The following is a 21,861-nucleotide window of genomic DNA, read 5'->3' as shown; positions in this document are numbered from 1 at the left end:
CATGCATCTGGCACGAGTCACGGGCGCGGTTGTCTCCACGCAAAAATCGCCCTCCCTGGTAGGGAAAAAGCTGCTGCTGGTACGTCGGGTCAGCGCCGATGGCGAACTTCCCGCATCACCAACGTCAGGCGATGAAGTTGCCGTTGACTCCGTCGGCGCAGGCGTCGGCGAACTGGTGCTGCTTAGCGGCGGCTCCAGCGCCAGACATGTCTTTTCCGGGCCCAATGAGGCCATTGACCTCGCCGTTGTCGGCATTGTAGATACGCTTTCGCGTTAAGGGGCGATTATGGCGATTTATACCCGAACAGGTGACGCCGGCACCACATCGTTATTTACCGGCCAGCGGGTGAGCAAAACCCACCCGCGCGTCGAAGCCTACGGCACGCTGGATGAGCTGAACGCCGCGCTGAGCCTGTGCGCCTGCGCCGCTGCGGATGAAAGCCATCGCATCTTACTCGAGGCCATCCAGCAGCAAATTTTCTGGTTTAGCGCCGAATTGGCCAGCGACAGCGAGCAGCCGTCACCCAAACAGCGCTACATCAGCAGCGAAGAGATTTCGGCTCTGGAAGCCGCTATCGATCGGGCGATGGCCCGCGTCGAGCCGCTGCACAGTTTTATTTTACCCGGTCGCTGCGAAGCCGCGAGCCGCCTACATTTTGCCCGTACGCTGGCTCGCCGGGCCGAACGCCGCCTGGTTGAGCTGGCCGCAGAAATCAACGTGCGCCAGGTGCTGATGCGTTACATCAACCGCTTATCAGACTGCCTGTACGCCCTGGCTCGCGCCGAAGATAGCGATGCGCACCAGAACGATATCATCCGTGAAATCAGCAAACGCTATCTGGCCGCCAGCCAGCCCCCACGCCTCAAGGAGACGACGCCTATGGCTCTCTCGTTTCACGACCTCCACCAGTTGACTCGCTCCGCCGTAGAGCGCGCCCAGCAGCTACAGGTGCCGGTGGTGGTCAGCATTGTTGACGCGCATGGTACGGAAACCGTCACCTGGCGGATGCCGGACGCCCTGCTGGTCAGCAGCGAACTGGCACCGAAAAAAGCCTGGACCGCAGTCGCTATGAAAACGGCAACCCATGAACTGAGCGATGTCGTTCAGCCGGGCGCCGCGCTTTATGGCCTGGAAAGTCATTTACAGGGAAAAGTCGTTACCTTTGGCGGCGGTTACGCTCTGTGGCGTGACGGTCTGTTGATTGGGGGTCTGGGCATCAGCGGCGGCAGCGTTGAGCAGGACATGGATATAGCACTGGCTGCTATTGCGGCCATTAACGTGGGAACTCATCAATGAATACTTCTGAACTCGAAACCCTCATTCGCACCATTCTCAGCGAGCAACTGACCCCGGAGCAAACGCCGAGCCAGCCTCAGGGCAAAGGGATCTTCCAGTCCGTCAGCGAGGCAATCGATGCCGCGCACCAGGCGTTCTTACGTTACCAGCAGTGCCCGCTGAAAACGCGCAGCGCCATCATCAGCGCAATGCGTCAGGAGCTGACACCGCTTCTCGCCTCGCTGGCGGAAGAGAGCGCCAATGAAACGGGCATGGGCAATAAAGAAGATAAATTTCTGAAAAACAAGGCCGCTCTGGACAACACGCCGGGCGTAGAAGACCTCACCACCACCGCGCTAACCGGCGATGGCGGCATGGTGTTATTTGAATACTCACCGTTTGGCGTCATCGGTTCGGTCGCCCCAAGTACCAACCCGACGGAAACCATCATCAACAACAGCATCAGCATGCTGGCGGCGGGCAACAGCGTCTACTTTAGCCCGCATCCGGGAGCGAAAAAGGTCTCTCTCAAGCTTATCAGCCTGATTGAAGAGATTGCTTTCCGCTGCTGCGGCATCCGCAACCTGGTGGTTACCGTCGCAGAGCCAACTTTCGAAGCCACCCAGCAGATGATGGCCCACCCGCGCATTGCGGTACTGGCGATTACCGGCGGACCGGGCATTGTGGCGATGGGTATGAAGAGCGGTAAGAAGGTGATTGGCGCAGGTGCGGGCAACCCGCCTTGTATCGTCGATGAAACGGCCGATCTGGTGAAGGCAGCGGAAGATATCATCAACGGCGCTTCGTTCGATTACAACCTGCCCTGTATTGCCGAGAAGAGCCTGATCGTAGTGGAGAGCGTCGCCGACCGACTGGTACAGCAAATGCAAACCTTCGGTGCGCTGCTGCTAAGTCCTGCCGATACCGACAAACTCCGCGCCGCCTGTCTGCCAGAAGGCCATGCCAATAAAAAACTGGTCGGCAAGAGCCCATCAGCCATGCTGGAAGCCGCCGGGATCGCCGTTCCTGCCAAAGCGCCTCGTCTGCTGATTGCCATCGTCAACGCCGACGATTCGTGGGTGACCAGCGAACAGCTGATGCCGATGCTGCCGGTGGTGAAAGTCAGCGATTTCGATAGCGCGCTGACGCTGGCGCTGAAGGTTGAAGAGGGGCTGCATCACACCGCGATCATGCACTCGCAGAACGTGTCGCGCCTGAACCTCGCAGCGCGCACCCTGCAAACCTCAATATTCGTTAAAAATGGCCCATCCTATGCCGGGATTGGCGTCGGCGGTGAAGGGTTTACCACCTTCACTATCGCCACGCCAACCGGTGAAGGGACCACGTCGGCGCGAACCTTTGCTCGCTCACGGCGCTGCGTGCTGACCAACGGCTTCTCCATCCGCTAACCGAGGTCGCGATGAATACTTTCTCACTACAAACGCGGTTGTACAGCGGCCAGGGCAGTCTGGCGGTGCTTAAGCGCTTTACCAACAAGCACATCTGGATAATCTGCGATGGGTTTCTGGCGCGCTCGCCGCTGCTGGATACCCTGCGCAACGCGCTGCCCGCAGATAACCGCATCAGCGTCTTTAGCGAGATAACGCCGGACCCCACCATCCACACCGTGGTGCAGGGCATTGCGCAAATGCAGGCTCTGCAACCGCAGGTGGTGATCGGTTTTGGCGGCGGCTCGGCAATGGACGCGGCGAAGGCCATCGTCTGGTTTAGCCAGCAGAGCGGGATCAACATCGAAACCTGCGTGGCGATCCCGACCACCAGCGGCACCGGTTCGGAAGTCACCAGCGCCTGCGTGATCAGCGATCCTGATAAAGGTATCAAGTACCCGCTGTTCAACAATGCGCTGTATCCGGATATGGCGATCCTCGACCCGGAGCTGGTGGTCAGCGTTCCGCCGCAGATTACCGCCAACACCGGTATGGACGTGCTGACCCACGCCCTGGAGGCCTGGGTGTCACCGCACGCCAGCGACTTTACCGACGCGCTGGCGGAAAAAGCCGCCAAACTGGTGTTCCAGTATCTGCCCACGGCGGTGGAAAAAGGTGACTGCGTAGCGACGCGCGGGAAAATGCACAATGCTTCAACGCTGGCGGGGATGGCGTTCAGTCAGGCGGGTTTGGGGCTTAATCACGCGATAGCTCACCAGCTCGGCGGACAGTTTCATCTGCCGCACGGGCTGGCCAATGCGCTGCTGCTCACGACAGTGATCCGCTTTAACGCGGGTGACCCGCGCGCCGCCAAACGCTACGCGCGGATGGCGAAGACCTGTGGTTTTTGCCCGGCAGAAGCTAATGATATCGCGGCAATCAATGCGCTGATTCAGCAAATTGAACTGCTTAAGCAACGCTGCGCCCTTCCCTCACTGGCCGCTGCGCTTAAAGAAGGAAAATCCAACTTTTCCACGCGCATTCCAGCGATGGTGCAGGCTGCGCTGGCTGACGTCACCCTACGCACCAACCCGCGTCCGGCTAATGCCGAAGCCATTCGGGAACTGCTGGAGGAACTGCTATGAGTACCGCCGTCAACGCCGTTGAAATGTCTCATAGCGCTGATGAAATTCGCGAGCGCGTTCGCGCAGCGGGCGTCGTCGGCGCAGGTGGTGCAGGCTTTCCCGCTCACGTAAAGCTGCAGGCGCAGGTGGAAATTTTCCTGGTGAACGCCGCCGAGTGTGAACCGATGCTCAAAGTTGACCAGCAGCTGATGTGGCAGCAGGCCGCGCGTCTGGTACGCGGCGTGCAATATGCGATGACGGCAACCGGCGCTCGCGAAGGGGTCATTGCCCTTAAAGAGAAGTATCACCGGGCTATTGAAGCATTAACCCCGCTGCTGCCTGCCGGTATCCGTCTGCATATCCTGCCGGATGTTTATCCGGCGGGTGATGAGGTGCTGACCATCTGGATGGCAACCGGCCGCCGGGTCGCTCCGGCGGCGCTACCAGCCAGCGTCGGCGTAGTCGTCAATAATGTGCAAACCGTCCTTAACGTTGCCCGGGCGGTCGAGCAGCAGTTTCCGGTCACTCGTCGCACGTTGACCGTGAACGGCGCAGTCGCCAGACCGTTGACCGTTACCGTCCCCATCGGCATGTCGCTGCGCGAAGTTCTGGCGCTGGCGGGCGGCGCAACGGTTGACGACCCCGGTTTTATTAACGGCGGCCCGATGATGGGCGGCCTGATTACCTCGCTGGATAACCCGGTGACCAAAACCACCGGTGGTCTGCTGGTGCTACCGAAAAGCCATCCGCTTATCCAGCGGCGAATGCAGGACGAGCGCACGGTGCTTTCCGTCGCGCGTACCGTCTGCGAGCAGTGCCGTCTGTGCACCGATCTCTGCCCGCGGCATCTGATTGGCCACGAACTCTCCCCGCACCTGCTGGTTCGGGCAGTGAACTTTCACCAGGCCGCCACGCCGCAGCTGCTGCTGAGCGCCCTCACCTGCTCGGAATGCAACGTTTGTGAAAGCGTGGCCTGCCCGGTGGGGATCTCGCCGATGCGCATCAACCGGATGCTGAAACGCGAGCTGCGGGCGCAAAACCAGCGCTATGAAGGGCCGCTGTATCCGGCCGATGAGATGGCGAAATATCGCCTGGTGCCGGTGAAGAGGCTGATCGCCAAACTCGGGCTCAGCCTCTGGTATCAGGAAGCACCACTCTGCGCTGACGAGCCGTCAGTGGAAAAAGTGACCTTGCAGCTGCGCCAGCATATTGGTGCCAGCGCAGTGCCGAATGTCGCGCAAGGGGAACGCGTCACGCGCGGACAGTGCATTGCCGACGTTCCGGCAGGTGCATTAGGCGCGCCGATTCACGCCAGCATCGACGGCGTTGTATCGGCCATCAGCGAACAGGCCATCACGGTTGTAAGAGGTTAACCATGTCTCAGGCTATAGGAATTTTAGAACTCACCAGCATCGCCAAAGGCATGGAACTTGGTGATGCCATGCTGAAAAGCGCCAACGTCGATCTACTGGTCAGCAAGACCATCTGCCCAGGTAAGTTTTTACTGATGCTGGGCGGCGATATCGGCGCGCTCCAGCAGGCCATTGAAACCGGCACGTCGCTGGCGGGCGAGATGCTCGTCGACAGCATGGTGCTGGCGAACATCCATCCCAGCATTCTCCCGGCTATCAGCGGCCTGAACAGCGTCGAAAAACGCCAGGCGGTCGGCATCGTCGAAACCTGGAGCGTAGCGGCCTGCATCAGCGCCGCGGACCGGGCGGTGAAAGCCTCAAACGTCACCCTGGTAAGAGTGCATATGGCCTTCGGCATCGGCGGTAAGTGCTACATGGTGGTGGCGGGCGACGTTTCTGACGTCAATAACGCCGTGACGGTTGCCAGCGAAAGCGCGGGCGAAAAAGGGCTGCTGGTTTACCGTTCGGTGATCCCGCGCCCGCATGAAGCCATGTGGCGACAGATGGTGGAGGGATAATGGAAAGACAACCGACAACGGATCGCATGATTCAGGAATACGTGCCGGGGAAACAGGTCACCCTCGCGCACCTGATTGCCAATCCAGGCAAAGATCTCTTCAAGAAACTGGGCCTGCCGGATGCGGTTTCCGCCATTGGCATCCTTACCATCACGCCAAGCGAAGCGTCGATTATCGCCTGCGATATCGCCACCAAATCCGGCGCGGTGGAGATTGGTTTTCTCGATCGCTTTACCGGCGCTGTGGTGTTGACCGGCGATGTTTCCGCCGTCGAATATGCCCTCAAGCAGGTGACGCGCACGCTGGGCGAAATGATGCAGTTCACCACCTGTTCGATCACCCGGACGTAAGCCAATGAAGCGTTTGATGTTTATCGGCCCCAGCCAGTGCGGAAAAACTTCGCTGACCCAAAGCCTGCGCGGCGAAGCGCTCCATTATAAGAAAACTCAGGCCATTGAATGGTCGCCGATGGCCATCGACACGCCGGGCGAATATCTGGAGAACCGCTGCCTATATAGCGCCCTACTGACCAGCGCCTGCGAGGCCGACGTCATCGCGCTGGTGCTGAATGCCGACGCCCAGTGGTCGCCCTTTTCTCCGGGTTTTACCGCACCGATGAACCGACCGACGATTGGCCTGGTCACCAAGGCCGATCTGGCCGACCCGCAGCGTATTTCGCTGGTTGCGGAGTGGCTTACGCAGGCTGGCGCAGAGCAGATTTTTATTACCAGCGCGTTGAATAACTCGGGTCTCGACGCCGTGCTGGATTTTCTGAATTCGAAGGAACCTTTATGTCTTACAAAATAATGGCCATTAACGCCGGCAGCTCATCATTAAAATTCCAGCTGCTGGAAATGCCGCAGGGCGAGACGCTCTGTCAGGGACTGATTGAACGTATCGGCATGGCCAACGCTCAGGTAACGATAAAAACCCCTGCGCAAAAATGGCAGGAGTCGGCGCCGATCGCCGATCATCGCGAGGCTGTCACCCTGCTGCTGGAAAAGCTTCTTGGCTACCAGATTATTCAGAGCCTGCAGGATATCGACGGCGTCGGTCACCGCGTGGCGCACGGCGGGGAACGTTTTAAAGATTCGACACCGGTCACCGATGAAACCTTAGCGGAAATTGAGCGTCTGGCTGAACTGGCCCCGCTGCATAACCCGGTTAATGCGTTGGGGATCAAAGTGTTCCGCCAACTGCTGCCTGATACGCCGTCGGTCGCGGTATTTGATACCGCTTTTCACCAGACGCTGGACGAGCGCGCGTTTATTTATCCGCTGCCCTGGCGCTACTACAGCGAGTTGGGCATTCGTCGCTATGGATTCCACGGCACCAGCCATAAGTACGTCAGCGCGACGCTGGCAGAAAAGCTGGGCGTGCCGCTGAGTGCGCTGCGCGTAGTGTGCTGCCATCTTGGTAACGGTAGCAGCGTTTGCGCCATCAAAGGCGGGCGTTCCGTGAACACTTCGATGGGCTTTACGCCGCAGTCCGGCGTGATGATGGGCACCCGCAGCGGCGATATCGACCCGTCGATTTTACCGTGGCTGGCGCTGCATGAGGGCAAAACGCCGGAGCAGCTCAACCTGTTGTTAAACAATGAATCGGGCCTGCTTGGCGTCTCCGGCGTCTCGCACGATTATCGCGATGTCGAACAGGCAGCGGATGGCGGCAATCAGCGAGCAGCCCTGGCGCTGACGCTGTTTGCCGAGCGCATTCGCGCCACCATCGGCAGCTATATCATGCAGATGGGCGGCCTGGACGCACTGATCTTTACCGGCGGCATCGGCGAAAACTCGGCCCGCGCCAGAAGTGCTATCTGCCACAACCTGAATTTTCTCGGGCTGTCGGTCGATGAAGAGAAAAACCAGCATAACGCCACCTTTATTCAGAGCGAAAACGCGGTCGTCAAAGTGGCAGTCATTAATACTAATGAAGAGTTGATGATTGCCCGCGACGTTATGCGTCTCGCGCTTCCCGAAGCGCAGACGTTAACCGTTTCAGCCTGAGTTCGCCGCCCGGCAAGTTGCGGTGAATCATGGAAATAGCGGGATCGGCATGACACTATGCGCCCTGGCAATCTGAGCAAAGGGTAGAAAAACGTGGCTGTTGCGCAATGCCCCGCCTCCTGTGGCGAACTCATCCAGGGCTGGATCCTCGGCAGCGAGAAGCTGGTCTCCTGCCCCGTTGACTGGTACAGCACCGTCGAGGTGGACTACGGTTCACCTCGCACGGATGAGCGTCCGCTTTCACGGGCAATGGTCGACAGGCTACTGAACTACTGGCGCTATCCAGCTGACCTCAGCAAAGAGATTCGTATCGACATTTGCTCCACCATTCCGGTCGCCAAAGGCATGGCCAGCAGCACTGCGGATATCGCCGCAACGGCGGTAGCTACCGCGCATCATCTCGGCCACCCGCTGGATGAAACCACCCTCGCCCAACTGTGCGTTTCTCTGGAACCGACCGACAGCACCCTGTTTCGCCAACTCACGTTGTTCGATCACAACACCGCCGAAACGCAAATAGCCTGCCATTCTCAGCCTCAGCTTGATCTGCTGGTACTTGAAAGCCCCGCCACGCTGCTGACCACTGATTATCACCGCCTTCCCAGACTTGAAAAGCTGCACGCTCATTCTGCCGCCCTGCAACTGGCTTGGGAGAAAATCCAGCAGGCCTGTCAGACGGATGACCCCCGTTGCATGGGAGAAGCGGCAACGCTCAGCGCCATCGCCAGCCAGCACCTGCTGCCTAAACCGGGGTTTGATACGCTGCTGGAGCTGGTAGAGGAGTGTGATTTATACGGCCTGAACGTGGCGCACAGCGGTAGCGTTGTTGGCCTGATGCTCGACCGTGAACGTCACGATATTGAGTATTTGCAGCGGCGGCTGGTGGAAACACGGCTCAGCGAATACTGGCCCGAGCAGCACCTGCTGCGCATGGTGCAGGGCGGCGTCGAATTGCGCTAGCGCCGGCAATCATATTTCCCGGAGGCGGCGCTCGACGCGCCTTGTCCGGGCTACCGGCCCGCAGACGACTGTAAACTCGTAGCCCGCAGACGCCAGGAACATCTACCCGGTAAATACCTGCCTGAAAGCCGTTAGCAACTGGGTGTTTTCCTGCTGGCTGCGGATCGCGACGCGGAAGTAGCGCCCGTCCAGTCCCGGATAATTGGTACAACTGCGGATCAGGATATGCTGTTGCAGCATGGCATATTGCAGGTCAAGGTCCGGCACGTCGCAACGCAAAAACAAATAGTTAGCCCGGCCAGGATAAACCGTCAGGCCGGGAATGTGGCGCAGTTGATGGTAAAAACGCTGCCCCTCTTCCTCCAGCCACAGCCAGGTTTTCTGCTGATAGTCGCTATCCTGAAGAATGATTTCACCCGCCAGCGCAGCAAAGGCGTTAATTGACCACGGCATCTGTCGCTCGCGCATTCGCGCCACCGCCCGTTCATCACCATTGACCAGATACCCCAGGCGCAGGCCGGGGATGGCATAAAACTTGGTGAGCGAACGCAATACCCATACGTGTGGATTATCGCGCAAAAGCGGAATAAATCCCCGCTCATCGGGAATAAAATCGATAAACGCTTCATCAAGAATCAGCGCGATTCCCAACGATTGACAACGCTGCGCAATTAATTCGAGCAGACGACGTTCGGGTAGCAGTCCGGTCGGATTATTTGGTGTACAGAGGAATAAGCAGTCCAGATCCGGCGTCAGGGCATCAAGGATAGCGCCAGTCAGCTGCCAACCATCCTCTTCATGCAGAAGAAACTCCCGCACCGCGCAGTCGACCGATTGCAGCGCCCGGCGATACTCGGCAAAACCCGGCGTGACGATCATCGCCTGACGCGGCTTCAAACCCTGAACGAGGGTGAAGATCGCTTCCGTTTCGCCATTTCCAGCGAGGATCCACGAAGCGGGAACCTGGTGATGTTCCGCCAGCGCGAGGTGCAGTTGCTGATACTCAACGTCCGGATAGCGTTCAGCGCAGGCCATATTATCGATGATGGCGCGCTTTACACTTTCCGGCATCCCCAGTGGATTAATATTGGCGCTAAAATCCAGCAGTTGTTCCGCAGAGATTCCCAATAGCGCGGCGGCCTCGCGGATATTTCCGCCGTGCGCGCTCTTCAATAGAGCCATTTACATTCCCGTTGCGTTACCCTCGCCTTGCCAGCGTCGCGCCGTCAGCGAAGTAGGCTTTAATCCCTGCCAGAATCGACTCTGCAACCTGCTGCTGGAATTTCGCCGTTTTCAATTTACGCTCTTCTTCGACGTTACTGATAAACGCGGTTTCCACCAGAATCGATGGAATATCCGGCGCTTTCAGCACCGCGAAGCCCGCCTGCTCAACGCGATTCTTGTGCAGGTTATTAATATTGCCCATCTTTTCCAACACCGCCTTGCCAAACTTCAGGCTATCGGCGATGGTCAGCGACTGCACCATGTCGAACATGGTGTGATCGACGTAGCGATCGCCGCTTTTGCTTACGCCGCCAATCAGATCCGAGGCGTTCTGGGTCTGGGCCAGAAACTTCGCCGCGGTACTGGTGGCCCCCTTGGTCGACAGCGCAAAGACCGAAGAGCCGCTGGGCTGCCGGCTGGTAAATGCATCGGCGTGAATAGAGACAAACAGGTCGGCACGCTGCTTCTGCGCCTTGGCAACGCGCACCTTCAGCGGGATAAAGACATCCTCGTTGCGGGTCATATAGACCTTCATATTGCCCTCTTTCTCGATCAGCGCGCGCAGCCGTCGGGCAATTTGTAGCACCACGTCTTTTTCGCGAGTGCGATATTTCCCCACCGCGCCAGAATCTTCACCACCGTGGCCGGGGTCGAGCATAATCACGATCGGCCGATCGCGCCCGGCTTTACCCGGTTTCGGCCCGCTTTCCGCAGGGGGAACCTGACGCTGAAGATCGCCTTTATTGTAATCCTCAAGCAGCGCCAGCAGCGGATCCTGCACATCGGTGGCATTGGAGGGGTAGAGATCCATCACCAGACGCTCTTTAAAACCTGCAACCGGGGCCAGCGCAAAGAGCTGAGGTTTCACGTTCTGTTTCAGCTCAAAGACCATACGCACGGTTTGCGGATCGTACTGACCCACGCGAGCGGACTGAATATAAGGATCGTCGCCGCGAATCTGCCCGCCCATTCCTTTTAACACCGAGTTGAGGTTAACGCCTTCCAGATCCACGACCAGTCGTTCAGGATTACTGAGCGCAAACTGCCGATACTTCAGAATATGATTGGACTCCACGGTGACGCGGGTGTAGGTCGATGATGGCCAGACTCGCACGGCAACAACCTGCGCCGCGGCAGCCAACCCAACCGGACTCACACTCATTAACCACATGGCGCCCGCCCCTTGTAAAAAACGGCGGCGGCTTAATTCTGACTTGTATCCCGACATGCCACTCCCAAGCAGTAAGAAATCATTGGTATTTAAAACAAACAGATTGACCAGAAACTTTAACGAAAGGCGTATAACCTGTCATCTATAAAAGGGTAAACAATCTTTGACACCCTGATTTAGCTCACACTGCTTTCTCAGCTCAGCAACAAATTGGCGCTTGCGTTTACCGGCAAAACAGAATAAAAATACACTAATTACGAATAATCATGCATTGAGGTTGTGTCATGGTGAAGGAACGTCGCACCGAACTGGTAGAGGGATTCCGCCATTCTGTCCCCTATATTAATGCCCATCGGGGTAAAACGTTTGTCATCATGCTGGGCGGAGAAGCCATCGAGCATGATAATTTTTCTAGTATAGTCAACGACATTGGCCTTCTTCACAGCCTGGGTATTCGCCTGGTGGTGGTTTATGGTGCACGCCCGCAGATTGACGCCAACCTGGCAGAACATCGTCACGAGCCGGTTTATCACAAACAGACCCGAGTGACTGACGCCAAAACGCTTGAGCTGGTTAAGCAAGCGGCGGGCATGCTGCAGCTGGAAATTACCGCTCGCCTGTCGATGAGCCTGAACAACACGCCGTTGCAGGGTGCCCATATCAACGTGGTCAGCGGCAACTTCCTGATCGCGCAGCCGTTAGGGGTAGATGACGGCGTGGATTATTGCCACAGCGGACGCATTCGGCGCATTGATGAAGAAGCCATTCACCGCCAGTTGGATAACGGCGCGATTGTGTTGATGGGCCCGGTTGCGGTGTCGGTCACTGGCGAAAGCTTTAACCTCACTTCCGAAGAGATTGCCACTCAGCTGGCGATTAAGCTGAAAGCCGAAAAAATGATCGGCTTCTGCTCGTCGCAAGGGGTCTACGACCAGAATGGTGATATCGTTCCCGAACTGTTCCCCAACGAAGCTCAGGCGCGGGTTGAGGAGCTGGAAGCAGACGAAGATTATAATTCCGGCACGGTGCGCTTCCTGCGCGGGGCAGTAAAAGCCTGCCGTAGCGGCGTGCGTCGCTGTCACCTGATCAGCTATCAGGAAGACGGCACGCTGTTGCAGGAACTGTTCTCACGCGACGGTATCGGTACCCAGATTGTGATGGAGAGCGCCGAACAGATCCGTCGCGCCACCATCAATGATATCGGCGGGATCCTTGAACTGATTAGCCCACTGGAGCAACAGGGCATCCTGGTGCGGCGTTCGCGCGAACAGCTGGAGATGGAAATCGATAAATTCACCATTATTCAGCGTGATAACACCACGATTGCCTGCGCCGCGCTCTATCCGTTCCCGGAAGAGAAAATCGGTGAAATGGCCTGCGTGGCGGTGCATCCGGATTACCGTAGCTCATCGCGCGGAGAAGTTCTGCTCGAGCGCATTGCCGCTCAGGCGAGGCAAATGGGCCTGAGTAAGCTGTTCGTGCTGACGACCCGAAGCATTCACTGGTTCCAGGAGCGCGGCTTTACCCCAGTAGACGTCGACCTGCTGCCGGAGAGCAAGAAAGAGATGTACAACTATCAGCGCCGTTCAAAAGTGCTGATGGCGGACTTGAGTTAATGTCCTTCCCCGGTTCACGGTGTAAAACAGCCTCCGCACCAGATTTATAGCTCCACCGCCGGGAATATTCCCGGCGGCAATACGATGCGCCAAGCCTTGCTTCCGGCATATCTGATAAATAATTACACAGCGTTAATCTAAATGTATAATTTAGCCTGACTACAAAGGAAAGCAGGCTATTTATGGATAATTCTGGCAACTGGTTTACCCGCAATATCAGCATTATTGTTATCGTGCTCTCTTTATATCCCTGGCTGCTGCTATTAATTGCAAGCCTGAATGGCGCAAGTAAAGCAAGCTGGTTACTGAGAGCAGGTGCCGGGATAGCTATTTATGCCTTCGCGCTGTCTGTCATTAATCTGATTATTTCAATCATTTTTATTGTCTTTACTCATATAGTTACCCCCTCAGCAGCAAAAAACTCCGCAGGGCGTTTCTTTGCTATCAACTCCATTTCTGCCGTCTGGGTATTGTTACTTTCACTTCTTGTTTCACAGGGGTAACGACATAGCTATGGTTTATCCTGTCTATGAATTCAAATTAAGGAATATAGATTAATGGTGAATAACTCAGAAAACGGATTTGTGAAAAATATAAAAATAATCGTCACCGTTATTTCGCTCTACCCCTGGCTGCTCATTCTGCTGATGATGATGGGGAGCGGAGGCTCGTCAGGAAGCGCTTACGGTGCCGGGCTGTTTATTTTCTTTATCTTTATGATCCTCTCCGTTATTAACCTGGTGATTTCCGCCATTGTCCTCGTGGTGGCCAACGTCTCGACCCCACCGCTTGCAAAGGGTTCGGCGAAGTATTTCTTCGCCATGAACTCCATATCGCTGCTGTGGATAATGCCTTTAGTCGCCCCTTATTAGCGCCCGGCAGATTCAGAGATGCCCCTGCCCCGCAAAGATCTCCGTCAGCCCGCTGCGACGTTCGGTACGTGCGACAACCGCCTGAGTCAGCACTTGTTCATCGGCATAAATTGATAGCTGCTGTTTGGCGCGAGTAATGGCGGTGTAAACTAGTTCACGCGTCAACAGCGGCACGCTGCGGGAAGGCAGGATCAGCGCCGCATGATCGAACTCCGAGCCCTGCGATTTGTGCACCGTCATCGCCCAGGCGGTATCGTGCTCCGGCAAGCGGCTCGGTTGTACCGACTTGATGCTGCCATCGGGCATCGGGAACCAGACGCGCAGGCCGTCACCTCTTTCCAGCGCAATGCCGATATCGCCATTAAACAGCCCCAGCGCGCTATCGTTGCGGGAGATCATCACCGGACGCCCTTCATACCAGCGTGAATGGCGCGGCAGGGTAATTGCCCGCTTGCGGTTTAGCATCTGCTCCAGCTGTTCATTCACGCCGCTAACGCCGTAGGGACCATCGCGCAGCGCGCACAGCAACTGGAACTCACCGAATGCGGCAATCATCTCTTCGGGTTCGGCTCGTTCGCGCAGCAACTGCAGGAAACGACCGTAGCCCGCCTGCGCCTGGATGAGCATCGCCTCGTACTCTTCGGTGGTACTCAGCGGATGCAGAGTGATGTCGTCGAATGGTTGGCGCAGCGTCGCGCGTACTGCGCTACGTTCGCCGCTGTTCACCGCATAAGCCAGATTTCCAATGCCGGAATGGCGACCAAAACGGTAGCTTTTTTGCAGCAGGCACAGGCTGTCACGCAGCGCCCCCGCCGCTTCGCTCTCGCCCGCAGGCACCGGCTGACCCGTTAATCGCCCCAACTGGGCCGCGCGTTCGGGGGTATATCCCGCATTAACCCAGGCACAAATATCACCGAGTACCGCCCCGGCTTCTACCGAGGCCAGCTGATCGCGGTCGCCAAGGAAAATGACCCGTCCATGTTCAGGCAGAGCGTCAATCAGACGCGACATCATCGGCAGGTCGATCATTGAGGCTTCATCGACCACCAGCACGTCAAGATGCAACGGGTTTCCGGCGTGATAGCGCAGCCGCTGGCTCCCCGGCTGAGCGCCGAGCAGGCGATGGAGGGTGCTGGCTTCGGTCGGCACCAGTGCCTTTTGCTCGTCCGTTAACGGCAGACGGCGCAGCGCAGCGCCAAGGGATTCGGTCAGGCGCGCCGCGGCTTTGCCGGTTGGCGCCGCCAGGCGTATGCGACAGCGCGGGCTGGCGTACGTCTGAATCAGCGCCGCCAACAGTTTGGCGACGGTGGTGGTTTTTCCGGTACCGGGGCCGCCGGAGATCACCGAAATCCGTCGGGTCAGAGCAACCGCTGCGGCCACTTTTTGCCAGTCAATATCATCCCCTGGCGGAAACAACGCATCCAGCGTTGAAGCCAACCGGGCTTCATCAACATCCAGTACCTGATTGGCTTCGTTGAAAAAGCGCGCGACGGTCAGTTCATTGCGCCACATACGGTTGAGATAAAGCCGTTCGCCGCAGAGAATGATGGGCGTCGGCCGCTCGCCGCGGCTGACCGCCTCAGAGCCAAGCAGCAGCGTTGACCAGTCGTCCGGGGTGCCTGTCAGCTCAAGGATTTGCTCGCGCAGGCCCGCCGCTTTTCCGCTCAACAGCTCATCATCTTCGAGACGAGAGATCGGCAAGCAGACGTGCCCTTCACCCGCATCGCGGCTCAGGATCGCGGCGGCCAGTTTCACCGCCGGATGCGCTTCTTGCGCCACCATCAGCGCAAACTGGACATCCAGCGGGCGCAGCAGGCGCTGCTCAGCGGCCTCCAGCAACAGTTTGTCCATAGTCATAGCGCCACCTCCTGCGTTTCCCCGGCAAACAGCGCATCAAGGCCGTCAATCAACGGCAGCGCCGGGCGGGTGGTAAAGATCCCCTGACCGCCGTCCTGTCCGTCCATACCGCGTAAAAAGAGATAAATCACGCCGCCAAAATGGTGTTCATAGTCGTAGTCCGCAATACGATGGCGTAAATAACGGTGCAGCGCCAGGCTGTAGAGCTGATATTGCAAATCATAACGATGCGTGCGCATTGCCTGCATCATGGCGTCCTGGGTATAGGCCTCGCGATCTTGCCCCAGCCAGTTCGATTTGTAATCCAGCAGGTAATAGCGGTCATTATGGCGAAATACCAGGTCGATAAAGCCTTTCAACATGCCGCGTACCTGACGGAAATCGAGGGTTGGGGTATCAACGGAGAGCGGATCGTACTGACGGATTAGCGCGTCCAGACGCAGCGGATCCAGAGGCTGTTCGATGGGTAGATAAAAGGCCATCTCTACCTGTTTATCGGTTTCGCTAAGCTGATTCAGGGCGATCTCCGCCCCCGGCAAGCGGGTGCGCAGCACGCCGTCGAGCCATTCGGTCAGCACTGGCGTCCATTTCTCCTCGAACCCGCTCAGCTGTAGTTTCTCTGCCATCCAGTCGGCGGGCACCGGCTGGGTGAAATCAATATCTTCAAACAGGCTATGCAGAAACGTCCCCGGAGATGCGCCGCGCGGGAACTGGTGCGGCGTGAGCTGCGGCTCTTCCATTACTTCGCCAACGCCTGCGGCATCGACATCCAGGCGCGGCAGAAGATCCTGCGCCGCGCTGTGACCGTGCTGCTGTAAACCGGAATAGCTGGTGACTCGCCAGTCGTCGACCACCGTGCGCTCAAGCATACGCGCGCAAAGCGGCGGCAGTTCCGTCTGCGGAGCCTGCCAGGGTGTCGGATCCGTAAGCACAGGACGTTGCAGAGCAATATCATCGCAGCAGAAAGTCTGTAAACGAGCCGTTAGCCCTGCGGCATCCATCGCCTCCCCGCCCTGGAGCAGGCGGCCCAACGCACTGTGGTGAAAATCGCTGGTACCAGGTTTATCGCTACGGCGGGTACTGAGCGGCGCAACGCCAAGGCTACAGTGCCAGACCGCACGGGTCAGCGCCACGTACAGCAGGCGCAAATCTTCAGCCAGACGCTCGGCCTCCGCCAGCTCCATACTGCCGTCATCCTGCCCGAGGTCGAGGACCGCCGCAAAGGAACTTCTGTCGTGATAAAACGCCTGATCTTGTTTACGAAAACGCGCGATAAACGGCAACCAGACCAGCGGATATTCCAGACCTTTTGATTTGTGAATGGTGACAATCTGCACCAGGTGCTTGTCGCTTTCCAGGCGCATCTGCTGGCTGGAGGCATTGCTATCCGGCTCGGCGATATACTGCGCCAGCCAGCGTACCAGCGCATGTTCACTTTCAAGCTGGTTGGCCGCTTCCTGAAGTAGCTCGCTGATATGCAGAATATCGGTCAGGCGTCGTTCGCCACCGTTTGTAGCGAGCAGATTTTCGGCGATACGTCGCGCGGTCATCAGCGCGCGTAGCATCGGCATGACCCCACGCTGACGCCAGATTTGCCGGTAGCCGCTAAACTCCTCAACCAGTTCATCCCACGCCCGTTCATCCTGATTGAGGTTTTCGATATCCCGAGCGTTCAGGCCGAACATTGAGGTCGCCAGCGCGCTGCGCAGGGTATTCTCGCGTTCGGGCGCCAGCACCGCCTGCAGCAACCATAGCAGCTCCTGCGCTTCCGGCGTTTCAAACACGCTATCGCGGTTGGAAAGGTAGACGGAAGGTATCGACAACAGCTGGAGGGCGTCGCGGATCAGCGAGGCCTCCTGGCGGTTACGCACCAGCACCGTGATATCCGAGGCCTGAACCGGAGAGGATTTTTCACCACGCCATAGCAGCGCTTTGCCCTGCTGACCCGCGCTGAGCCAGTCGCGAATTTGCCCGGCGCAAATCTGCGCCATAAATGTTTGATAATCCCCCGAGCCAACGGCCTCGCCCGGCATCAGCCAGACGTTCATTGCGGGGATCACGGCATCATCAACAGTAAAGCGCAGCCCCTGGTTTTTATCCGCCGATTTGACCGGCAGGAACGGGATTTCGCGAAACATAAAGGGGTTATCGCTGAGGCTAAACAGGCGATTGACGCTTTCAACCATTCCCGGCGCGGAGCGCCAGTTAGTATCCAGCGTATAGTGGGCGCTCACATCGCCACGCGCTCTCATGTAGGTAAAAATGTCCGCGCCGCGGAAGGCATAAATCGCCTGCTTCGGGTCGCCAATCAACAGCAGCGCGGTGTCTGTCTGCTGTCGCCAGATACGACGAAAAATACGATACTGCTGCGGGTCGGTATCCTGGAATTCATCGATCATCGCTACCGGAAAACGCTGACGAATCGCGCAGGCCAACGCTTCGCCGCTATCACTACGAAGAGCATCATCAAGGCGACTGAGCATATCGTCAAAGCCTAGCTCGCCGCGGCGACGTTTCTCCCGGGCCACTGCTTCACGGATTTCGACCAAAGCCCTGGCGATAACCAGATCGGTCAACGTTAACGGTGAAGCCAACAGCTTCTCTACCGCGCTAAACAGCGGATGTACCGGCGATTCACCGCCCGCTTTGGTGCGTTCAAGCAAGAAAGCCTGAGAGAACTTTTCCAGCGCGTCCGGAAGCTGATAGCCCAGGGTCTCTTCCTGTGCCCAGGCATTCACTTTCTCCAGCCACTTTCCCTGATTTCCGCGGTTGAACTTGCGCCGGTCGAGGCCTGAATTTTCCAGCACCGCCTCAATTTCGCCTGCCTGTTCCAGCCACTGCTGCTTAAGCGCATTAATACGCCCGATAATTTGCTGATGGCGTTCGGCCAGCGTTTCTTCGGCAGGTGGTGGAGATTTTAGCTGCGGCGCTTCGCCCTGCAGCCAGCGATCGATTGATTTCAGCAGGTCACGGGGGCCTTTCCACGCGTCGTGAATAACTGCGGCGATATCGCGCGGCAGCGGATAGCAGTGGCGACGCCAGAAGTCGGCGCAGGCCTGATAGCGCAGGCGGGATTCATCTTCAATAAGCTGCTGTTCAAACAGCATGCCGGATTCAAAAGCGTTGAGGCTCAACATCCGCTGACAGAAGCCGTGAATGGTAAATACCGCCGCTTCGTCCATTTGGCGTTCCGCCAGCAGCAGCGTTTGCGCGGCGAGGTTTTTGTCAGGTATTTCCGCCAGCAGTCCGGCGTAGAGAGGGTTATCGGTACTGTCACGCAGGCAGGCGATGCGCAACTCGTGGATGTTGCTACGAATACGCCCGCGCAGCTCTTCGGTCGCCGCTTCGGTAAAGGTCACCACCAGCAGTTCTTCAACGCTGACCTGCCGGGGAAAGGCGGATTCACCGCCCAGCCCCAGCAGCAGCCGCAAATAGAGCGCGGCAATGGTAAAGGTTTTTCCGGTGCCCGCAGAGGCTTCTATCAGGCGCTCGCCCGTCAGGGGCAAGCGCAGGGGGTCAAGAGACTCGGCGGTTTCGGTCATTCATTCTCTCGCATCAGGGGTAAGGATTTCTGCAATGCGCTGACGTTTTCCCAGACTTTGCCATCCTGCGGATGTGCGTATTCCGTCTTGCCGTTCTGGCTCCCGGAAACCTGGGAAAGTATCGCCATGCCTTGCGGATCCACTACCGTCTGATGGAAGAAGTCAGCAAGTTTTTGCGGCGTCAGCAGTTTAATCTGAGCCACTACTTTATCACGTGAATCAAAACGCATATTACCGCGATCGAAATCTTTGCTCAGCTTTGATGCCTCATCGCCCAGGGTCTGCGGTGCCTGCTGCATCTGGCTGATAACCGCCTGCTGGATCTGCGCAAACTCTTCCGGCTTCATCGCCCGCAATTTGGCTTCCGCCGTCGGGAAGAAGGCCTGGAAACGCTGCCACAGGAATTCAGGCTGCTTGTCGTTACTTTGCAGCAGGAAGCCCATTCCCCACTGGCGGCCAACGTTCATTGAGAAGGCAAAAACCGCATAGCCCAATTGTTCTTCCGTGCGCAGTTGGTTGTAAAACCACGGCTGCACGATTTGCCCGAGAAGAGAACTCGCAGCAGAACTGGTGTATTCATCGACGTTCGGCGGCGCGAAGACGGCGGCCAGCGCGGAGTCCGTGCTGTTGCCCGCTTTTTCAAAAATAGCCAGCTGTTTGCTGTTTATCAGCACGTCTTTATTACGACACCATTCGTTGCCGTCTGCCCCCAGCTGTTTTTGAATCTGCCGCGCCATAGCGGTTGATTGATCGGCAGTGAGATTACCAATTACCAACAGCTCCGGACGCCCTTTGGCTTTGAGATTATCACGGTACTCCAGCACCTCTTTAAGCGTAATCGAGGGCAGCAGCGCCCGGCGATCTTCGCGCTGGAAATACGGCACCTGTGAAACCATCTGAACCGGCATGATCGCCTGATCGTAGGCTTTGCCTTTATCCGCCGAGTCCATCATCTGGGCGTACCAGGATTTAGCCTGCTCCAGTTGTTCTTCGGTCGGCGTATAGCTGAAGTAACCATCCAGCAGCGCGTTAAAGAGTTCCGGAAGATGCTGCGTGTAGCCGTTGGCGTTAACCATCAGCCCATTATTAGCACCGGTGGAGAAGCTGATGCCGCCGACCGCCGCCTGGTTGCTAAGCTGGTCAAGCGCGATACCCGCCAGATAATCATTAAGGGCAAACATCACCTGACGACGGGCGCTGTCCATGCCCTGCGGGTTACGCAGGACCAGCGAAATATCCGCCTTCGGTTCACTGGCGAAGTACTGGCTCGGCGCGTAAATCACACGTAGCGTCGGCTCATCAACGATCAGCTGTGGATGCGGATAAGCCTTGTCGCTTTTGATTAAGGTGAAATCATCAGGAATATAGGGGTTCAGCACCGGTAGCTTAAGGTCAATGGCGCTGGATTTCTGCTGCCAGTCGGCAAAGGTCTGCGCGCTGATTTTATCCACCTGATAAGGCGCGTTAACGAAGTAGGCCGTCTTGTTATGCGGTTCCTTCGGACTGATATACCAGATGCGGGCGTTTTGCGGCGTCATCATCGCCAGACGGTCTTTAATCGCCTGCGGGTCGTAACGGTCGGCAATGTTGACGACGTCCAGAGTATGCTCAACCGGCACGCGGATCATGGTGTCAGCCAGCCATTCGACGTAATCCATATCGCGATTAATTGATGGGTAGCGGAAATCGAGCGCCAGCACATGGGACAGTTCATCAAAATAGCGTTTATCAATTCCCTGGCTACGCAGCAGATTGAGGTAGCTGAAAATGGCCGCTGTGACTTCATCACGATGCGCCAGGCCTTTATCCGTCAGGGTTGCGGAAATAGCCAGCACCCCGCTGTTGCCGTTAACCACCGGGTCGGAATCGGCACGGATACCTTCAACCAGTCCTTGCTTTTGCAGCCAGTCAGAAAGCGTGCCCGGGCTACGGTTGCCGATCATATAGGTCACCAGCTCGTCGGTTTTACTGCGGAACTGGTCGCTATTGTTATCGATGCGGAACTCAACGCGCAGCACTTTACGCGGCATCGCCGGGACATAGTGAATGATGATGCCCTTTTGCGCATCGGTCACCACCGGCACGGTAATTTCCGGCTTGCTGATATTATGGTTCGGCACGCGACCATAGGTAGCCGCGGCGATGCTCGCCAGCTCCGGCAGAGGTTTGTTGCTGTAGATCACCGCTTTCATCAGGTTGGCGGAATACCAGCTATCGCGGAAGGTATGCAGCGCATCGAGTACCGGCTTGCCGGGCTTGTCGCTCAGCGTTTCGAGGTTACCGCCGGAAAAATGCGAGCCCGGGTGCGCCGGGTTGATGGTTTCAGCGCTAACCTGCGCCATCCGCATCCCGTCACGGGTTCGCGCCATCGTTAGCTCGGCGTTAACTGCATTACGCTCGCGGTCGGCATATTTTTTATCCAGCAGCGGCGCGGAAATGGCGTCAGCCAGACGATCAACAGCGCCGTCCAGCGCATCGTTTTCCACTTCAAGATAGAACGCGGTGCGATACGGCGCGGTACTGGCGTTATGGCTGCCGCCGTGCATTTTGAGGAACTCGGCAAGGCTGTCAGGCTGCGGATATTTCTGCGAGCCCATCAGCGTCATATGCTCCAGGAAGTGAGCCAGTCCCTGATGCTCCACGGGATCCTGTAGTGAACCCACAGGGACGACCAGCGCCGACAGCGATTTCACCGCCTGCGGATCGGAAACCAGCAGAACCACCATGCCATTATCCAGGCGAATCGCCTGATATTGACGGGTATCTTTTTCGCTTTTACGAATGGTTTCCTGAATCGGTTGCCATCCGGTGTCTGCCTGACTTAACGGTGCCCAAAGGGCGGCCAGAACTACAATAACCTTGAACCATAAACTGCGGGGCATTCACGGACCTCAT

The 21,861-nt window shown here is 57.4% G+C and carries 18 protein-coding genes; 13 read left to right on the top strand and 5 right to left on the bottom strand.

The annotated features are described in order from the left end of the window. Nucleotide 1 precedes the first annotated feature (1 nt). The 10 genes from pduN (at nucleotide 2) to AC07P6_RS05620 (ending at nucleotide 8,684) form a co-directional block, all read left to right on the top strand. Nucleotides 2-277, top strand: a complete 276-nt coding sequence (gene pduN / locus AC07P6_RS05665) for a propanediol utilization microcompartment protein PduN (RefSeq protein WP_004133641.1) — start codon at nucleotides 2-4, stop codon at nucleotides 275-277. A gap of 9 nt (nucleotides 278-286) precedes the next feature. After that, a complete protein-coding gene (pduO, locus tag AC07P6_RS05660; RefSeq protein WP_112213939.1) occupies nucleotides 287-1,297 on the top strand; it encodes a two-domain cob(I)yrinic acid a,c-diamide adenosyltransferase PduO in 1,011 nt (336 codons plus the stop codon). Further along, nucleotides 1,294-2,685 (top strand): CoA-acylating propionaldehyde dehydrogenase PduP, encoded by a 1,392-nt coding sequence (gene pduP / locus AC07P6_RS05655; RefSeq protein WP_478315807.1) that lies wholly within the window; start codon nucleotides 1,294-1,296, stop codon nucleotides 2,683-2,685. Before pduO ends, pduP begins: the two co-directional genes overlap by 4 nt. An 11-nt stretch (nucleotides 2,686-2,696) precedes the next feature. Further along, the gene (gene pduQ, locus AC07P6_RS05650; protein WP_478315806.1) at nucleotides 2,697-3,809 is read left to right on the top strand and encodes a 1-propanol dehydrogenase PduQ; all 1,113 of its coding nucleotides are present in this window, start codon (nucleotides 2,697-2,699) and stop codon (nucleotides 3,807-3,809) included. Continuing rightward, nucleotides 3,806-5,161: a cobalamin reductase PduS gene (pduS, locus tag AC07P6_RS05645; protein WP_478315805.1), complete on the top strand. Its 1,356-nt coding sequence runs from the start codon at nucleotides 3,806-3,808 to the stop codon at nucleotides 5,159-5,161. The genes pduQ and pduS overlap by 4 nt, the downstream gene beginning before the upstream one ends. 2 nt (nucleotides 5,162-5,163) lie before the next feature. Beyond that, a complete protein-coding gene (gene pduT / locus AC07P6_RS05640) occupies nucleotides 5,164-5,718 on the top strand; it encodes a propanediol utilization microcompartment protein PduT (protein WP_110276466.1) in 555 nt (184 codons plus the stop codon). Then, the gene (gene pduU, locus AC07P6_RS05635) at nucleotides 5,718-6,068 is read left to right on the top strand and encodes a propanediol utilization microcompartment protein PduU (protein WP_000441100.1); all 351 of its coding nucleotides are present in this window, start codon (nucleotides 5,718-5,720) and stop codon (nucleotides 6,066-6,068) included. Before pduT ends, pduU begins: the two co-directional genes overlap by 1 nt. A gap of 4 nt (nucleotides 6,069-6,072) precedes the next feature. Beyond that, a complete protein-coding gene (gene pduV, locus AC07P6_RS05630; RefSeq protein ID WP_304253346.1) occupies nucleotides 6,073-6,525 on the top strand; it encodes a propanediol utilization protein PduV in 453 nt (150 codons plus the stop codon). Then, entirely contained in the window at nucleotides 6,510-7,724 is a 1,215-nt protein-coding gene (locus AC07P6_RS05625; protein WP_434661699.1) for an acetate/propionate family kinase, read from the top strand. The genes pduV and AC07P6_RS05625 overlap by 16 nt, the downstream gene beginning before the upstream one ends. Before the next feature lie 93 nt (nucleotides 7,725-7,817). Continuing rightward, complete coding sequence (locus AC07P6_RS05620; protein ID WP_478315804.1) at nucleotides 7,818-8,684, top strand: L-threonine kinase; 867 nt, start codon at nucleotides 7,818-7,820, stop codon at nucleotides 8,682-8,684. A 102-nt stretch (nucleotides 8,685-8,786) separates the two neighbouring features. Here the strand turns inward: AC07P6_RS05620 and cobD are convergent, their stop codons facing one another. Then, nucleotides 8,787-9,866: a threonine-phosphate decarboxylase CobD gene (gene cobD / locus AC07P6_RS05615; RefSeq protein ID WP_478315803.1), complete on the bottom strand. Its 1,080-nt coding sequence runs from the start codon at nucleotides 9,864-9,866 to the stop codon at nucleotides 8,787-8,789. 16 nt (nucleotides 9,867-9,882) lie between these two features. Continuing rightward, nucleotides 9,883-11,136, bottom strand: coding sequence for an N-acetylmuramoyl-L-alanine amidase AmiC (amiC, locus tag AC07P6_RS05610; RefSeq protein WP_478315802.1), 1,254 nt, complete (start codon nucleotides 11,134-11,136; stop codon nucleotides 9,883-9,885). 227 nt (nucleotides 11,137-11,363) lie between these two features. Between amiC and argA the strand changes: the two genes are divergently transcribed. The 3 genes from argA to AC07P6_RS05595 all read left to right on the top strand — a co-directional run bounded on the left by argA (nucleotide 11,364) and on the right by AC07P6_RS05595 (nucleotide 13,567). Continuing rightward, on the top strand, nucleotides 11,364-12,695 hold the full coding sequence (argA, locus tag AC07P6_RS05605; RefSeq protein ID WP_110276460.1) for an amino-acid N-acetyltransferase: 1,332 nt from the start codon (nucleotides 11,364-11,366) through the stop codon (nucleotides 12,693-12,695). A gap of 182 nt (nucleotides 12,696-12,877) precedes the next feature. Continuing rightward, nucleotides 12,878-13,198 carry a hypothetical protein gene (locus AC07P6_RS05600; protein WP_182234666.1) on the top strand — a complete coding sequence of 107 codons (321 nt, stop codon included), beginning with the start codon at nucleotides 12,878-12,880 and terminating at the stop codon, nucleotides 13,196-13,198. Between the two features lie 54 nt (nucleotides 13,199-13,252). Further along, nucleotides 13,253-13,567 (top strand): hypothetical protein, encoded by a 315-nt coding sequence (locus AC07P6_RS05595; protein WP_434661692.1) that lies wholly within the window; start codon nucleotides 13,253-13,255, stop codon nucleotides 13,565-13,567. Nucleotides 13,568-13,579: 12 nt separating this feature from the next. On the opposite strand, the gene recD is transcribed toward AC07P6_RS05595, so the two are convergent. Genes recD through ptrA form a run of 3 tightly spaced genes read right to left on the bottom strand, consistent with a single transcriptional unit; the run spans nucleotide 13,580 to nucleotide 21,848 of the window. Beyond that, nucleotides 13,580-15,424 carry an exodeoxyribonuclease V subunit alpha gene (gene recD / locus AC07P6_RS05590; protein WP_478315801.1) on the bottom strand — a complete coding sequence of 615 codons (1,845 nt, stop codon included), beginning with the start codon at nucleotides 15,422-15,424 and terminating at the stop codon, nucleotides 13,580-13,582. Further along, nucleotides 15,421-18,966, bottom strand: a complete 3,546-nt coding sequence (gene recB / locus AC07P6_RS05585) for an exodeoxyribonuclease V subunit beta (RefSeq protein ID WP_478315800.1) — start codon at nucleotides 18,964-18,966, stop codon at nucleotides 15,421-15,423. The genes recD and recB overlap by 4 nt, the downstream gene beginning before the upstream one ends. Then, a complete protein-coding gene (ptrA, locus tag AC07P6_RS05580) occupies nucleotides 18,963-21,848 on the bottom strand; it encodes a pitrilysin (RefSeq protein ID WP_478315799.1) in 2,886 nt (961 codons plus the stop codon). Before ptrA ends, recB begins: the two co-directional genes overlap by 4 nt. Between the last annotated feature and the right edge of the window lie 13 nt (nucleotides 21,849-21,861).

Source organism: Klebsiella sp. GFKo11 (assembly GCF_056490265.1).
Note: the sequence above shows the minus strand (reverse complement) of the source record. Positions and strands in the feature narration are given on the sequence as shown.